This is a genomic window from Gottfriedia sp. ABJ_BB2_2 (genome assembly GCF_055484705.1).
Genome location: NZ_JBVFKR010000003.1, coordinates 121,967 through 138,642, shown reverse-complemented (window position 1 = coordinate 138,642; position 16,676 = coordinate 121,967). Strand labels below are relative to the sequence as shown.

General features: G+C 33.6%; 14 protein-coding genes. 9 read left to right on the top strand and 5 right to left on the bottom strand.

The window, feature by feature from the left end:
- Positions 1-68: 68 nt before the first annotated feature.
- The gene (locus ACX6U0_RS09390) at positions 69-1,721 is read right to left on the bottom strand and encodes an FAD-binding dehydrogenase (protein WP_464959692.1); all 1,653 of its coding nucleotides are present in this window, start codon (positions 1,719-1,721) and stop codon (positions 69-71) included.
- A 294-nt stretch (positions 1,722-2,015) separates the two neighbouring features.
- Between ACX6U0_RS09390 and ACX6U0_RS09385 the strand changes: the two genes are divergently transcribed.
- The 6 genes from ACX6U0_RS09385 (at position 2,016) to ACX6U0_RS09360 (ending at position 8,362) form a co-directional block, all read left to right on the top strand.
- Complete coding sequence (locus tag ACX6U0_RS09385) at positions 2,016-3,473, top strand: S8 family peptidase (protein WP_464959691.1); 1,458 nt, start codon at positions 2,016-2,018, stop codon at positions 3,471-3,473.
- A gap of 136 nt (positions 3,474-3,609) precedes the next feature.
- Positions 3,610-4,368 (top strand): hypothetical protein, encoded by a 759-nt coding sequence (locus ACX6U0_RS09380; RefSeq protein ID WP_464959690.1) that lies wholly within the window; start codon positions 3,610-3,612, stop codon positions 4,366-4,368.
- Between the two features lie 400 nt (positions 4,369-4,768).
- Positions 4,769-5,224 carry a MarR family winged helix-turn-helix transcriptional regulator gene (locus ACX6U0_RS09375; protein WP_464959689.1) on the top strand — a complete coding sequence of 152 codons (456 nt, stop codon included), beginning with the start codon at positions 4,769-4,771 and terminating at the stop codon, positions 5,222-5,224.
- The gene (locus ACX6U0_RS09370) at positions 5,217-6,398 is read left to right on the top strand and encodes an MFS transporter (protein WP_464959688.1); all 1,182 of its coding nucleotides are present in this window, start codon (positions 5,217-5,219) and stop codon (positions 6,396-6,398) included. Before ACX6U0_RS09375 ends, ACX6U0_RS09370 begins: the two co-directional genes overlap by 8 nt.
- A 149-nt stretch (positions 6,399-6,547) precedes the next feature.
- Positions 6,548-6,847 (top strand): hypothetical protein, encoded by a 300-nt coding sequence (locus tag ACX6U0_RS09365; RefSeq protein ID WP_464959687.1) that lies wholly within the window; start codon positions 6,548-6,550, stop codon positions 6,845-6,847.
- Between the two features lie 183 nt (positions 6,848-7,030).
- Positions 7,031-8,362 (top strand): cytochrome P450, encoded by a 1,332-nt coding sequence (locus ACX6U0_RS09360; protein ID WP_464959686.1) that lies wholly within the window; start codon positions 7,031-7,033, stop codon positions 8,360-8,362.
- A 69-nt stretch (positions 8,363-8,431) separates the two neighbouring features.
- Here the strand turns inward: ACX6U0_RS09360 and ACX6U0_RS09355 are convergent, their stop codons facing one another.
- The gene (locus ACX6U0_RS09355; protein ID WP_464959685.1) at positions 8,432-8,989 is read right to left on the bottom strand and encodes a GNAT family N-acetyltransferase; all 558 of its coding nucleotides are present in this window, start codon (positions 8,987-8,989) and stop codon (positions 8,432-8,434) included.
- A gap of 190 nt (positions 8,990-9,179) precedes the next feature.
- Here ACX6U0_RS09355 and ACX6U0_RS09350 point away from each other — a divergent pair, with 190 nt between their 5' ends.
- The gene (locus ACX6U0_RS09350) at positions 9,180-9,419 is read left to right on the top strand and encodes a hypothetical protein (protein ID WP_464959684.1); all 240 of its coding nucleotides are present in this window, start codon (positions 9,180-9,182) and stop codon (positions 9,417-9,419) included.
- Positions 9,420-9,584: 165 nt separating this feature from the next.
- Positions 9,585-11,810 (top strand): heparinase II/III domain-containing protein, encoded by a 2,226-nt coding sequence (locus ACX6U0_RS09345; protein WP_464959683.1) that lies wholly within the window; start codon positions 9,585-9,587, stop codon positions 11,808-11,810.
- Between the two features lie 41 nt (positions 11,811-11,851).
- On the opposite strand, the gene ACX6U0_RS09340 is transcribed toward ACX6U0_RS09345, so the two are convergent.
- Genes ACX6U0_RS09340 through ACX6U0_RS09330 form a run of 3 tightly spaced genes read right to left on the bottom strand, consistent with a single transcriptional unit; the run spans position 11,852 to position 15,532 of the window.
- Positions 11,852-12,973, bottom strand: coding sequence for a Ger(x)C family spore germination protein (locus tag ACX6U0_RS09340; RefSeq protein WP_464959682.1), 1,122 nt, complete (start codon positions 12,971-12,973; stop codon positions 11,852-11,854).
- A complete protein-coding gene (locus ACX6U0_RS09335; protein ID WP_464959681.1) occupies positions 12,970-14,061 on the bottom strand; it encodes a GerAB/ArcD/ProY family transporter in 1,092 nt (363 codons plus the stop codon). The genes ACX6U0_RS09340 and ACX6U0_RS09335 overlap by 4 nt, the downstream gene beginning before the upstream one ends.
- A gap of 25 nt (positions 14,062-14,086) precedes the next feature.
- Positions 14,087-15,532: a spore germination protein gene (locus ACX6U0_RS09330; RefSeq protein WP_464959680.1), complete on the bottom strand. Its 1,446-nt coding sequence runs from the start codon at positions 15,530-15,532 to the stop codon at positions 14,087-14,089.
- 539 nt (positions 15,533-16,071) lie between these two features.
- Here ACX6U0_RS09330 and ACX6U0_RS09325 point away from each other — a divergent pair.
- A complete protein-coding gene (locus ACX6U0_RS09325) occupies positions 16,072-16,617 on the top strand; it encodes a GNAT family N-acetyltransferase (protein ID WP_464959965.1) in 546 nt (181 codons plus the stop codon).
- The last annotated feature ends 59 nt before the right edge of the window (positions 16,618-16,676 follow it).

Sequence of the window (16,676 nt, the reverse complement as noted above, 5' to 3'; positions counted from 1 at the left end):
ACAATTATTTTACTCATCATAAAAAAGTGAAGAACGAATTGCTCGCCTCCACTTCATCCTACTTCTATTTATTTTCTTCCAATCGCGCGACCAGCTTGTCTGCCAGAGAACAAGCAACCACCAAGAAATGTTCCTTCCATTGATCGGTACCCATGTACACCACCGCCACCAAATCCTGAAACTTCACCTGCAGCATATAATCCAGGAATCACATTACCTGATTCATTTAGCACGCTACCATCAAGATTCGTTTGAAGACCGCCTAATGTTTTCCGACTGACTATATTTAGCCGAACAGCTATAAGAGGACCATTATTTGGATCTAAAATCTTATGAGGTGGTGCTACTCGAATTAATTTATCGCCTATATAATTACGAGCTCCTCTTAGTGCTGTAATTTGCAAATCCTTAGTGAATTTATTATCTATCTCACGATCACGCGCTTTTAACTGACGCTCAATTTCTTCAAATTGTATGTAATTTTCTCCAGTTAATTGATTCATTCCCTTTACTAGCTCTTCTAGTGAATCTGCAATTACGAAGTCTTCACCTTTTTCCATAAATGCTTTAACTGGACCTGGAATACCCGCTGTTGCTCTGCCGATCACTTGTTTAATGCTTTTTCCAGTTAAATCTGGATTTTGCTCGGAACCAGATAGGGCAAATTCTTTTTGAATGATTTTTTTCGTTAAAATGAACCATGAGTAATCAAAACCTGTTTTTTGAATTGTTTCTAGTGTACCTAAAGTGTCAAAGCCTGGAAAATTCGGTGCTGGTAATCTTTGACCACGCGCATCTAACCAAATTGATGAAGGTCCCGGAAGAATACGAATTCCATGATTAGACCATACTGGGTTCCAGTTTTTCAACCCTTCTGTATAATGCCACATTCGATCGCGATTGACGATTCGTCCACCTGCCTTTTCAGTAATTGCTAGCATTCGCCCATCAACATGTGCTGGAACACCTGAAATCATTTTATTAGGTGCTTGACCCAATCGACTCGGCCAATTTTGACGAATTAAATCAAAGTTTGCGCCAATTCCACCACTCGAAACTAATACTGACTGTGCTCCAAACGCAAATTCACCAATTTCAACACGTGAACTATCTTCCCCACGTTTTGCACTACTTTCTTCAAGTATAGCCCCGCTAACACCAACAACTGCACCATCCTGAGTTAGTAATTGATCAATACGATGCCGTGGCCGATAATCTACTAAACCATTTTTCATATGTTCTCTGACTCTTTTTTCAAAAGGAGCGACCACTCCCGGACCAGTTCCCCAAACTACATGGAAACGTGGAACCGAATTGCCATGACCTTCAGCAAGATAACCGCCACGTTCAGCCCACCCTACAACTGGAAAAAAACGAACGCCCATATTATATAGCCATGATCTTTTTTCTCCTGCTGCAAAATCGACATATGCCTCTGCCCACTTCTTGCCCCAATAATCCTCATCCTCTTCACGGTCAAATCCCGCTGTTCCAAGCCAATCTTGCCATGCGAGTTCCTTAGAATCCTTAATACCAAGTCTTCTTTGTTCTGGCGTATCGACTAAAAATAAACCACCAAATGACCACCAAGCCTGTCCACCTAATGAAGCTTCTGGTTCTTGATCTAATAGCAACACTTTCTTCCCTGCATCTGCAATTTCGGCAGTTGCTACTAAACCTGCTAAACCAGCACCTACAACGATTGCATCGTATTTTTGCATTTCTAACACCTCACAATTTACTTAATTTAAAAAGAATATCAATTTATGTAGATTGAGTTGTTTGAATTCTTAATTTTCTGTCATTTATAATGATACCTTACATTTTAACGTGCTACAAGTTGAAGTCATTATTCCTACTGCTACTGTTCCTAAAATGAAAGAATTACTCATTAAAATTTTTGTCAGTTTTTTTACTAAAACTGCTATCTTATTTCGACAAACGCCCTTAAGAGCTTGTATTAAAATCTAGTCATACGTGATTCACGTTAATATGAGTAATAAAGGGGAATGTAAATGAAAAAGAAATTAGCTTTTTTATCAATTTGTTCTGCTTTATCATTTTCTTTGCTTGTTGGGACGCAAACAACTAAAGTTAAGGCTGCACCCGAACAGGTACATTACGTATTAGCATATAAGGGAAATCTACCTAGTAATTTCTCTGATACTATTTCAAAAGCTGGAGGTACAGTTGAACGAATTATCGAAGAAATTGGAATTGTTGAGGTTGCATCAGCTGATTCTGCCTTCCTTACAAATATAAAAAATGATACAAATATCACGTCTGCTGGTAAAGAGCTTGAAGCATATTTAGAAAAAGATCCCGATGATTCCCTTAATTTCACCCCTGGTACACCAGATGGTGGTAAGGTAACATTGGATGCAAATGCTACTAGTTATTGGGATAAACAATGGGACATGCAGCGTTTAACGCATGATGGCGACTCGTACAAAATAAATTCAGGAAATCATGACACAGTTGTTGCTGTAATTGATACAGGAATTGATTTTGGTCATCCAGATTTAAAGGATAACGCTGACCTTGCAGGTTCAAAAACATTTGTACCTGGTACAACAAATGCATGGGACCAAAATGGTCATGGGACACATGTTGCTGGTTCAATTGCTGCAAATGGTGTAGTTAAAGGAGTAGGACCGAATTTAACGGTTCGAGCTTATCGTGTATTTGGAGCAACTGGTGGAGCTCAACAATCTTGGATTACGGATGCGATTGTTTCAGCAGCAAACGATGGTGTTGAAGTCATTAATATGTCAATTGGTGGATGGCGTTGGATGGCTCATAACTTAGATGAAAAAGGTGATTCTGCTTCAATGGTTGCCTACCACCGCGCGATCCAATACGCGATTAAAAAAGGAGTTACGGTAGTTGTATCTGCTGGAAATGACTCAAAAGATTTTAACAATTTACATGATATGCAAGCTTACTGGAAAGCAACTTATGGTCTAGATATTAAAGGTCCATCTCGTGTAGTTCCTGCACAAATTCCTGGTGTAATTACTGTTTCTTCTTCAAATGAATGGTCAACAAACAGCATCGCCTTCTATTCTAACTATGGAAGTGCAATTGACGTTGCAGCTCCAGGTGGAGATAATGGACCATTATATGATAGCCTGTATCGTCAAAACCCAGCAGGAAACTATTTAAATAAACGTGACTTTACGTACCGTACTTTGTCTACGTATCCTTCATATCCAGTAGGTGGAGGAAATGCAACTACTCAATTTAGCGATGGAAAATGGCATGGATATTCATATTTACATGGAACTTCTATGGCAGCACCAAAAGTTGCTGGTATTGCTGGAGTTATTAAAGCCGCTCATCCTGAATACTCACCTTCTCAAGTAGCTGCTGCGATTAGAAAAAGTGCAACTGATTATGGAAAATCCGGAGCAGATGCACTTTATGGATCTGGTGAAGCAAATATTTATAATTTCTTATCAACTGACAAATAAGCATCAGACCGCTGAGTCCTATCTCAGCGGTTTTTTGTTTCAGTTTATACTTATTGATTTGCCAACCCTAGTCAATAGTAGTATAAAGAATAAAATAGTATGAAATAGAATGACATACAAAATGGAGGACGTTTCTTTGACAATCGCACCCTATTCATTATTTGATACATATAAAAAACATATTTTTAATTTATCAACTCCACTTGAAGACAATTCCTTAAAGAATGAACAGTTTTTACTCGATCAAGATGATAAGAAACATTTAGAAATTTATTACGCTCCATTTGAGTACATCAATGAACAAGCAAAGGTTTTGATTGTCGGGATTACCCCCGGTTTACATCAAATGAAGCGAGCTTATTCAACAGTAGCTAGCTTTAAAGAAAATCCCGCAAGCGATGAACTCATTCTTCACGAGGTCAAAAAACAGTCTAGCTTCGAAGGGCCAATGCGCAAAAATTTGATTGCCATGTTAGATGAATTACAATTACATAACTACTTAGGAATCTCATCAACAAGTGAGCTTTTTAGCACAGCTAGCAATTTAGTTCAGACTACATCAGTGATTACTTATCCTGTCTTCTATAAGGGTAAAAACTATAATGGGTCAACACCAAATATAATTAATACTGAATTACTAAGGAAATACATCATCCAAAATTTTGCGAATGAAATTACGAGACTTCATCATCCACTCATTATCCCTTTAGGCGTAAATGTCTCCAAAGTCTTAACCTTCCTTGAAGATAACAGCTATTTGGATTCAGACTCAATCCTACACGGATTTCCTCATACATCAGGTGGGAACGGACATCGTCACAAGCAGTTTGCTGATAATAAGGAAGCGATGAAGCATAAATTGAAAACTTATTTTGGATATAATTCAAAGTATTAAATGAAATAAACAATTAAATTGAGATGCTTTATTTTGGTTTTTAAGCACCTTTTTATTTCATGGTTGATTGGAACGAAAGGTGCTCGTCTCCTGTGAGAGTTTTGGGACAGCTAAAGATCCCACAGGTTGCACATAGGATGAGGGTCATGCATGCGTTACGACAGGACGCCGTGGTTTTAGCATGCCACCTTTTCCAGGAGGCTCACCTCCTACCCCACGGGAAGCGAGTCCTGTAGTGGAAACTATCACATATCTTCATAAAAAACAAAACACCAACGAACTTAACAGATCATCATTTCAAGTTTAGAACACTAGACAATCCCTACAATTTTAAATATAATTAGCTAGACAACTAAATTAATTAGCTAGCTAACTATATTTAATTATTAGGAGAATCATTATGCGAAATCGTCAGCCTTTCTTTTTTTCACTTAATCAAGTTACACGCCAATTTTCAAAATCATTTAATGAAAATCTTGTTCCGACAGGATTATATTTAGCTCAATGGTCTGTTATACGCTACATTAACGTCCATGGACCATGTACACAACGTACAATCTGTTCGAATTTGAATATTGAGCCACCTACATTAACAAGAACTTTGTGCAGAATGGAGAGTCTTGATTTAATTGTTCGAAAAGAAGGTAGCGATAAAAGAGAAAAAATGATTCACCTTACCGAAAAGGCAATCAATCAAATTGACGATTGGCAAGAGAAAATCATTTCGTTTGAAAATGAAGTGATAAAAGATATATCCGATGAAGAGCTTGAGATTGCACATCAAGTTTTTCAAAAAATGATGAACAATATGAAAGCATCTGAAGGAGAGACAACTGGGGGAATTTTAATTGAATGAACGTTTATGGACAAAGGATTTTATTAGCGTTAGCTTAAGTGCTTTCTTTGCATTCTTAGTTTTCTATACATTAACAGCAACATTGCCTATCTATGTACTAAATGATTTAGGTCAAAAACAAAGTCAGGTTGGCCTTGTTATCACAGTATTCCTGATTTCAGCAGTGATTATCAGACCTTTTTGTGGTATTTGGCTTGATACAATTGGAAGAAGAAAAATATTGATATCTTCATTAGCTTTCTTTGCAATCACTACATTTTTATATTTAATCGTGAACAATTTCTTCGGATTACTTACACTTCGTTTTATTCAAGGAATTTCATTTGGATTAGCCACAACAGCATTAGGTACAATTGTAGCAGAAATCATACCTCCTAAACGACGAGGAGAAGGTATGAGTTATTTTAGCTCGGCAATGATTTTAGCGATGGTATTTGGTCCCTTTTTAGGGATCACATTTATGAACCATTTCAGTTTTTCTATTTTATTTTTAGTTTGTGGTATATTTGGAATTCTATCCTTTGTGTTCGGAATGACGACAAACATCCCAAAACAAAGCATTAGTACGAAAACTCCAATACGAATTTCTAATTTAATTGAACGAAAAGCTTTACCAATCTCATTAACAGCAGCATTTATTTCGTTTGGTTATAGTAGTATCATGTCATTTATTACTCTTTATGCGAATGAATTAGGATTTGTAGAAATCGCTAGCTTTTTCTTTATCGTTTATGCGGTTGTCGTATTAATGTCACGACCTTTTACTGGTAAATTATTTGACCGTAAAGGCGAAAATATCATCATTTATCCTGGCATCATTATATTTTCAATTGGACTGATCGTGTTAGGATTTTCAAATATCCCTTCCATCTTTTTACTTTCAGCCGTGTTAATTGGTTTAGGTTATGGTTCAATCGCACCAAGCTTCCAGACATTAGCGATTAATACTGCAGCTCCTGCAAGAAAAGGAATGGCAACAGCCACTTATTTTATGTTTTTTGATATCGGTATTGGATTAGGTTCATTCGTACTTGGAATTGTCACTGCAAAAACTTCTTTCCATTCAATGTACCTTTTATCTGCGATAATTGTTTTAGTAACTACTGTTATTTACTATTTCCTACACGATCGAAAACAAAAAATGGTACCAGAAATTAGCAAACAAGCAGCTTAATTGAATTAGAACAAACTTACAAAACTCGCTATTCCTGGCGAGTTTTTTCTTTTTTTAAATGATCATCATAGTCACTTTTGTCCAATACCAGCATAATTCAACTCTAATAAGGAAAACGTAATACTAAAAATGTTATGGAGGAATCCAAAGTGAGTACAGAAAATCCGAGCGACGGTTATCCATTTTCAATTGTAGGTGTAAATTTAGATTCAGAGAACAATGTAAAATTAAATGAGGATACATATGAAGTGTATGTAAATAATGAGTTTGTCGGACACAAAACATTAAAAAGTGCCGGAGAAAAGCTATCAGATATTGAAGACTTTTTACGAATTCAAGGAATTCATGATTTTTCTTCTGCTCTAAGTGGCGACCATTATAAGATTCAAACAAGTGGAGACTTCGAACATATGAAAGATGCATTATCTGTATATTTTAATAATCGATAGAGACATTCATTAAACAAATCATTGACCAATTTTTTTTGTCCCCTAAACAATTACTTTAGGGGTTTTTCAATTAAGAATTAAAGACATGTTATGAAAGATACCGATGGATAGCATGAGTTACAACATATCGTTAATATAATAGGAATATCTGTGAAAAAACTTTCCTGATTGGAGTGAAACGATATGCTTGAAGTAAAAGGACTGGCTTCTTTTTCACCATTAGGTCATTTAAATGAGTTTCGAAAAGACCCTCTACTATTTTTAAGTGATCTTTATCATCAATATGAAACGATTGTCTCTTTTCGATTTGCTCATCGTAAAATCCATTTACTTTTAGAGCCAGACCTTATTAAGGAAGTACTAGTTTCTAAACAACAATCTTTTCATAAATCAAGACCATTTCAAGAAATGAAAACGTTACTCGGAGAAGGATTATTGACCAGCGAAGATGATTTCCATATGAAGCAGCGTAGATTAATTCAGCCTTCTTTTACAAAACAGCATGTACAAACATATGCTGAGAAAATGACGATGGTTACGGAGGAGTTTATCTCGTCTTGGAAAGACGAAGAAGAACGTCTCACTAGCAGAGATATGATGGAACTCACATTAGCTATTATTGCCAAAACAATGTTTAGTATGGACATGAAACAAGGTTATGAAAAAGTTGGACAGCACTTTGATGTTATTATGAATATAGCAACAAAGCGAATCCGCTCAGTCTTAAAATCTCCCTTAGCTTTGAAAACACCACAAAATAAATCACTAACTGATGCGATAAAGAAAATAGATGATGTATTATTTGAAATCATAGAAAAGCGGAGTAACTCAGACACACAAAATGATTTATTAGATGTGCTAATGCGAGCAAGAGATGAAGAATCAAATGAAGGAATGACGAATCAACAATTAAGGGATGAAGCAATGACGATTTTCCTTGCTGGTCATGAAACAACAGCAAATGCATTGTCATGGTGCCTATATCTGATTTCCCAACACCCTGAAAAAGCTAAACTCTTATACGAAGAGGTTGATCGTGTTCTTAGTAAAAAACGAGCAGATTATGATTCTATGAAAGACTTAATCTATACGCAGCAAATCATTTGGGAAAGTATGCGTCTCTACCCTCCCGCTTGGCTAATCAGTAGAAAAGCAATAGATGACGTAATAATCGGAAATTATAAAATCCGTAAAGGTGAAACAGTCATGATGAGTTCGTATATCATGCATCGCTCTGAAAAGTATTTTTCAAATGCAGATGAATTTATGCCAGAACGTTTTCAGAATGGTAAAGTGCAAGGTGTTCCTGAATTTGTATATTTCCCATTTGGCGGTGGGCCACGTGTTTGTATAGGGAACCATTTTGCCATCATGGAGGCAACATTAGTACTCGCAACATTAGTAAAACACTATTCGTTTGAGCTTGTCTCAGATCATCATAAGGTCGAAGCAGAACCTCTCATTACCCTTCGTCCTAAGAATGGTTTACGAATGATTGTAAAAAAAAGAAAGTGATAGGCAACATAAAACAAAATGGCAACTAATGAGTATGTCAATTAGTTGCCACTTGTTATGAAATTCTCATTACTTAACGTTTTCTTTCCATTCATTAACCAAAAGTCCATATAACACATGGTCTACATAATGATCATATAACCATTCTGCTTGTCTAATAATGCCTTCTTGAGTAAAGCCTAAGCGTTCTGGCAGTGCTTTACTTTTTTTATTTTCTACTGCAACTTTAATCTGAATACGATTAAGACCTAATTCTTCAAAGCCATAATGAATCAATGCATTAAGTGCTTTTGTCATGACTCCTTCCCCTTGAAATTGTTCACCCAACCAATAGCCAACTTCACCAATTTTACTCGCTCTATTAATGTCATTAAATCCAATTGTACCTGCGATTTTCCCTTTGTAAATAATCGCAAACGATTTAGGATATCCCCTATTTTCTACATATTCATTTAATCTTGATTTAATATTTTGAGCCGTATCTTCTACACCTTCAACATAATCGAGCCAGCCTAACCATTCTCTCAAATATGCTTTCGAACGAATCGTTAGATTGTGAAATTCTTCAGCGTCATCTTCATTAAACATTCTTAATGAAACTTCTTCATCAATTTTATGTAGTAACATATCTCTTTTCTCCCAATCTTTCAAAATATTAAATATATTTTAACATAAAATTTCTATGACTCTTTTAAAAATAAGTTCACTTATACATCTTCGGGTTTATTTGGAATGCTATAATTAGATAACATGAATTATATTTCCGCAGAAAATGTTTAAATTGATACTAACTATTTTGTAGAATGGGGTTTTCGTATTGAATTTAGTAGAGCACTGGCTAAGTATTCCAAGTTGGATTAAACAGGGCATACTTACAAGTATTGTCTTATATCACCTAATTATTTGGTTTTTATATGGATTAAATGGCGTAAAGAATTTATTTAAGTCCCCTTCCACTTTTTTTACTCATACAAATCTAGTCCAATTTGTACTTTGTTTTATCGTCACAACATTACTCTTTTATCTATTTAAAAGAAAACCAACCGAAACAAATTAGCATGGTGATTAATTTCTTTTTTTAGCAAAAACATTTTGGTGATAAAATAGTTCATTGAATCTACTTTTTCCACTTTTTTTCGACTGTTTCCATCATTTCATATAAGTATGTATTCTATATTTGTTGTATAATAAATAGTTAGAATATTCATTAAATGGAGGGTTTATGAAACAGATACTATGTACTTTTTTAACCTTGGTTATTTTGATATCATCTTCATTACAAACATTTGCAGAAGAGAATAAGGAAATATACATAACAAAGAGAAGTGCTGTTTCGGATAACACATTGAAATATGCAGAAAAAATATTAGATGGGGAATTATTTGTTTCTCCTAATTATCCAGCTTATAAGATAACGACTCCTATAAGTTGGAAAGAAGATCCTTACAAAAGTACAACCTGGCGATTATATTACCAGAGCTTGGATGCTTTAAGCTATTTAACTAATGCTTATGAAATGACAAATGATCCAAAATACTTAACTTATGGATTAGGGATGATCCAATCTTTTTGGAAAGTGAATTATTCCCCTGAAAAAGCTACAGATTCTTATACATATGAGTCACATGCAATGGCGAACCGGACGAATAATCTAATGTATTTTTACCACTACTATGTGAGTTCACCTATTGCAACTAAAGAGTTTCAAAACTATTTAAAAGTTATCATTAGAAAACATGGTGTTGTCTTAAACGATGACAAATTCTATAACTTCCGTTCAAACCATGGTATCTATGAAGATCGATCTTTAATTGAATTGGCCTCTTATTTTCCAGAATTTTCAACTAGCTCTGATTGGAAGGAACATGCTTTATATCGAACGAAGCAGCATATGATAAAAGACTTCACCCCAGAAGGTTTACATAAAGAGCATAGTCCTCTATATTTTTTACTAGTGATGAACTTAATTGAAGATATTAATAAAATTGCTGGGGATCCAGAATTGTCACAATTAGTCTTAAAAGGTCAAAACGCATTTTCAAAAATTGTTTTATCCGACTTTAGATTACCTGGTTTAGGAGATTCAGATTATGCGCCTGCACCAATTACTAACTCTTATTCTGTTCTTGACCCTGAATTTGAATATGTCATAACCAGAGGAGAAAAAGGAAAGCAACCTCCGCTTGTTTCTAACATATCTGATTCACTCGCTATCATTCGTGATGGCTGGGGAAATGATACTTCATCTATCGTCTTTTCAGCAAGTAATTTTAGCGTTGTTCATAAGCATGCAGATGATTTATCATTCCTTTTTTCTCAAAATGGACAAGACATTTTCATAGATAGTGGCAAATATAATTACAACACAAGAGAAGCTGTTCAAAAATATTTACGTACAACCTTTGCTCACAACGTTGTCACCATTGATGGTAAATCATATCCAATTACATCAGATAACGCAGGAAAATCAAAAATTTCTAATGTAGTAGAAAATAAAGACAGTGTCATCATGACTGGTGAACATACTATTTATTCTGGAGTAACTATTTATCGAACCATCATTTACTTAAAAGAAAAGAAAATTACATTAATACAAGACGAAGTCCTCTCTGATACTCAACATATTGCAAATCAAGTCTTTAATATCGGAAAAAATATTCCTACAAAAACAATAGATCCAAATACAGTTATCTTACATAACTCCATCACGATGAAACAGCATCATCCATCTTCATTAAAAGAATTTTATGGACAAATGAATCCAATCCGTGGTTTTGCATCAACAACTTTTAATGAAATTTTTCCTATTAAACAATTAGATTTTGAATCTAGTGGTAAAAATATTCAATATTTTACTAGTATTAGTACTTCTCTAACAACAGTCTCACAATTTTCCTTAGTTGCAGATCAATATCGAATTACTTTATCTGATGGTACAAATTACATTGTGACAAAACCAATTACCACACCTTTTGTAAGTACTGTGTCTGATAAAAGCTTAAAAATTAGTGGTTTTACACAAGGTAATGCAATTGTCAGTATTCATTCAGGAACCGATACAATCGCCAAAGGTATTGCGAATCAATCCGGGAACTTTAACATTATGATTAACAAGCAGTTAGCAGGTAAAAAGCTTACTGTTAATGTAAAAAGTAAAAATTCATTTTATGAAGAGGCATCGACCGAAACAATTGTGTTAGATAAAACTGCTCCAACAACTCCAACAATTAATCCAATAACACAATCGATTCATTTACTTTCTGGAACATCAGAAAAATTTGTTACTGTTTTTATAGAATTAGACAATAAAATATATACGACTACAACCAACTCAACTGGAAATTATCAATTGAAGATACCAAGTCCCAAAAAAGGAATGTCAATCAAGGTTTATGCCAAAGATTCAAGTGGAAATATTAGTGATACAAGAACTGTGAAGCTTAATTGAAACATAATAAAAGGTACTGTTCTATCAGAACAATACCTTTTTTACATTGATATACCTTTATCAAAGATAATAATTTCAACATTTACTTTAATATTAGCTTTTTTATAAAATGAAATCCATTTATCATCATTTTTCTTCCATACTGAATGATTAAACGCTGATGCATAGATTCCTAAGCCTAAAGGATCTACCTTCCCTTCCTGGAATGATGTAACTAAATCGTTTAAATTCTTCTCTAATTTTTTTTCAATTTCAACTGCCAGAGATTTTTCAGTTTGATCATTTAACTTTATTGGCGATTCATTTATCACAATTGGCATTTTGAGTTTGATATTATATTGATATTGACCATTTTTATATTTTTTATGAATCTTTCTTCTAATATCCTTCACATAAAAACTAACTGCATTTTCTTTAAAAATATCAACATCATCTTTTTTAAATTTATCTAAAGCTAATGTTAATGATAACTGTCCTTCTACTTTATCATTTAATATTTTGAAGAACTGTGTTTCTTTCATTGATAATGTCTTACTATACAAATTCTGGTCATTTAATAATGTCGTTCCAGTCATCTTTAAATTATTTTCCACTATACTGAGTTCCGGTGCAAATGGTGTGATACCTTTTTCATAATACATTTGATAATACTTTCGTAATGAAGTTCTTACAGCAACATCCCTAAAGTTTGCAGTTTGTAATAATTGTGGTAAAAAAATTGATAGTCTTGGTTTATCTTTTAAATCAAGATTAAAAACATCTGATACTGGACCATTCACAAAAATGATATCTGCGTTTAGTCTCAACTTCGGATCTCTATATAGAAAATCTAAAGTTGAATACCAGTTTTTATGTTCAATCACCTTTGAACCGATTAATATAGCTTGGACCTTACCACCAGAAGTAATTCCGGTTGCCATCGTATCAAAGTAATTTCTTGCTTCTTTCATTGACAAAGTTTTCACTTCAAAATGTTCATTTTTTTCTTTAGCTTCTTCACTAAAGACAGGGCTAGACATATACATTTCAACTTTACCTTCTTCATTTACATCTATACCTAATAATAATGACATTGTTATATCTTCTATATTCATTTTATCCCTACAACCTGTTACACCAATTATTAAGAAAATACTAAGTATGCATACTTGAAAAAGCTTCAACCTTTATTCACCCTAAATTTTTTTTTGAATAAACCACCTAACCATAAAATGATAGGCATTCCTATAATAATGCAAATTCCAGTAATTGTAATATACTTGATCCAAATATTCGTCGTTGTGAAGGTAGGAATGAATATGTAACTCATCAATACAAATACAAGAAAAAGGATAAATAGAACAAGTATGTATCCTTTTAATTTAAATAATTCAGAGATCCCACACATTCCCACCCACAAATAAGTTACCCAGGTCTTTGAAATTACCAATAAAAACAAAGATAATAACACGAAATCTAGTCTTTCGACGTATTGAAATTCAAGAACACTTAAAATATCGATGACAGGCTCATAAATTCTTGATATTTCATAAGGACTATAAACAACAAAACAAATTAACGTCACAAATAAATATGTAAAAGTACTCATTGCATTCGCAATAATAACTCCCTTTATTGCCTTTTCTTTTTCTTTTAAATAAGGATAAATAATAAAAATAACTTCAATCCCTAAAAACGACATTGTTGTAGTAGGGATCGTTTTAAAAATTGGAAGCCACCCATCTTTGATGATTGGCAAAATAAAATATATATTCATATCTTTTAATGTAAAAAGAAGCATTAATAATACAAATACGATAATAGGAAAAATCGTTTCAATATATTTAGCAATTAAATGCACTCCACCAGACACAAGTTGAAATGTTGGAACTAAAAATATTAATAATACAATCGTTAAACTAGTTTGTTGAAGTATGTAAGATTGAATATAAAGAATCGTTCTTACGATTACCGTATATCCCATAGACAGAAAATAAATGGAAAATAAAAATACAATGATTTTTCCAAGTATTTTTCCTAAATAAAAAGTAAAAAAGTCAACGAAACTTTTTGTTGGTGCCTTTTCTCTTATTTTGATAAAAGTAATACTAATAATTGTACAAATAATCCCACCAAAAATAATTGCAATCCAACTACTCGTACCAGATTTATTCGCTAATTCACGAGGAAGGGCTAACATGCCTATGCCGATTTGAACGCCAAATACCATTAATATGAATTGTAAAATTGATATATTTATCTTCCCATTCATTTCATAACCCTTCCAACAAACTTATTTACTCGTTCTGTTTGTTTTTTTTATTCCATAGAAATCTTAGCGGTATTCTAAATAAGGTATCATTTAATTGTGAAATCTTTAGTGGTGAAAATGGTACTGTGTATGATGTTTTAAAATTAGTTAATGTCAAGCCATGGACAATGAGGACCATCGAACTAACAATAAGACCAATTAGCCCGAATAAAGATGCCATTACCATGATTGGAAATCTAATAATCCTTAAACTAGACGCCATTTCAAAGTTTGGAATAATAAAAGAAGATATTGCTGTCAGTGCAACAACGATGACCATGATATTACTAACAATCGCTGCTTGAACAGCAGCTTGACCAATTACTATTCCTCCTACTACTCCAACAGTCGTACTAATCGGAGCCGGTAATCGAATACCGGCTTCTCTTAACATTTCCAGTGTAATTTCCATAATGATTGCTTCCACCAAAGGATCAAATGGCACTCTTGTCCGTGATTCTCCGATTGAAATAAGTAACTTCAAAGGAACAATTTCATAGTTAAAAGAGATGATTGCAATATATAAACCTGGTAAAAAAAGCGTGATAAATAAAGCGACAACTCTAAGAATCCGATTAAATGAACCAACTAGTGTTCTTGAAGAATAGTCATCAATACTTTGAAAAAAAGATAAAAAATTCGAAGGTAGGACAATGACTTCCGCTGACCGATCTAAAATCAAAATGACTCTTCCTTTTAGTAAAGCCGAGGCAGCCTCATCGGGACGTTCAGTTGTTAATAATTGCGGAAAAGGAGAGAATGCATTTCTTTCCATCAGCTGAGCCAATTGATTCACATTTAAAATAGAATCCTCCTTTATTTCAGAGACTTTTTTCTGAATTGAAGATAATAATTCCTGATCAACTACTCCATCTATATATGAAATGGAAACAGTACGTTTATTTTCGGTACCAATTTCTGTTTGATATGTTCGAAAACTACTCGTAGTAATATATTGTCTTAGTAGTGCAATATTAGTTTGGTATGTTTCAACAAAAGATATTTTTGTACCCTTCAGCGAGTTATCAATAGTTGGTGGTGAAAAAGGTCTTTGCATTAAATTTTCTGTTGAATAAATAAAGGCTGAAGGCTCATTTTCTAAAAATAAGATACTTTTCCCTGCTAAAATCGATTTCTCAATGTCTATAATTTTATTGGATCTAACGGCATGATTACTCATAAACAGTTCAAGTTCATCTGAACCAGCTGAGATATTATTTACAAATGAATCAATCTTTTGTTCATCTACTAAACCCGTCAAATAAAAAAGAAAGGCTGGTTTTTTATTGATGATTAAACTTTTTTTTCTGATATCAGAGGTTGAAAAGATTTTACGGATTAATTCCTCATTTTCTTCGATTTTCCCATCGATATTAATTGTCGATGAGCGTATTTTATATTTATTTTTGAAACTACCATTTTGTAAATCCATTTAGTTACCTCTCAAAAAAATGACCTTAAACAATTTCACTCCTAGCAACTAAGTTTGTGCATTTTAAGGCTTAAATATGCATGGTATTTTCTTCATAATTTGTGAAGTGAACATAAAAAGAAGAACACCACTAAAGATGCACTTCTGTTATTTTCATTTTTCCTGAAGATTAATTCACAATCTTCTTTTTCACTTTTGATGGTTCAATTGAGGTTAGAACCCTTTTTTTCTATTAGATTGTTACTTTTTGAGTATTTAACTATTCAGACAGAAGTTGATTACAACGGAAAGTGCGAGTCACCTGTGGGATATGCGGGAAGGTTGAGACCCCGGAGGCGCGCCGAGGAGGCTCAACTCACGCCCCACGGAAAGGGAGCATCCTGGAGTTGTAATCAACTAACGCACTCAAAAATAGAGAGAGTATCAGGAAACGGCTCATTTGAAATAGTTGCGATTCTTTTTCTCTATGTAATAAAATGATTCGTAACAATAGCTTTCGGAAAATAGAGATTGAACGTCAGAAAAAATAGCCTATGGGAGTGGGAATTTTGAATTTAGTTTATGAAGTGATACCAGAAAATAAAATAGAGTATTGTAGAGATTTATGTAATGAACTAATGACATTCCAGAAATCAAAAGCATATATTACACCAGAATTATTTGATAGTATGAATTTCGATACGAGATTAGTTCCTTCAGTGAAAAATGCCATACATAATTATATTGTGATCGTAAAAGATGCTGATAAAATAGTAGGTTATGTTTATGCAAATATCTCACCGAAAGAAGTTTATTCAAACAGCTTTGCCACTTTTTTTGACCTATCATCTGTTGAGAATCAATTTGTAGGATGCTTATCCCAGTTTTATATAAAAGAAGAATACAGAAAATATGGAGTAGGCTCTGTCCTATTTAAAATGTCAATGAACTGGTTAAAACAATTTGATGATATAGATGACTATTTCATTTACGTTTCTAATGGTAATGAAGAAGCCCTAGAATTTTATAAACGAAAAGGATTTACAGTCAGTCATGATATCCTAAATGGCTTTATTACAGTTTTACGTAGTAATAAGGAATTTTGAACGATGTAAAAAGAAAAAAAAGCACAGTATTTGAACTGACCCACTGATTTGAGACACAG

Bases quoted from the DNA above. Each gene is read 5' to 3' on its own strand.
- ACX6U0_RS09390 (WP_464959692.1), bottom strand. From the start codon at position 1,721: ATGCAAAAATACGATGCAATCGTTGTAGGTGCTGGTTTAGCAGGTTTA.
- ACX6U0_RS09385 (WP_464959691.1), top strand. From the start codon at position 2,016: ATGAAAAAGAAATTAGCTTTTTTATCAATTTGTTCTGCTTTATCATTT.
- ACX6U0_RS09375 (WP_464959689.1), top strand. From the start codon at position 4,769: ATGCGAAATCGTCAGCCTTTCTTTTTTTCACTTAATCAAGTTACACGC.
- ACX6U0_RS09360 (WP_464959686.1), top strand. From the start codon at position 7,031: ATGCTTGAAGTAAAAGGACTGGCTTCTTTTTCACCATTAGGTCATTTA.
- ACX6U0_RS09355 (WP_464959685.1), bottom strand. From the start codon at position 8,989: ATGTTACTACATAAAATTGATGAAGAAGTTTCATTAAGAATGTTTAAT.
- ACX6U0_RS09345 (WP_464959683.1), top strand. From the start codon at position 9,585: ATGAAACAGATACTATGTACTTTTTTAACCTTGGTTATTTTGATATCA.
- ACX6U0_RS09335 (WP_464959681.1), bottom strand. From the start codon at position 14,061: ATGAATGGGAAGATAAATATATCAATTTTACAATTCATATTAATGGTA.
- ACX6U0_RS09330 (WP_464959680.1), bottom strand. From the start codon at position 15,532: ATGGATTTACAAAATGGTAGTTTCAAAAATAAATATAAAATACGCTCA.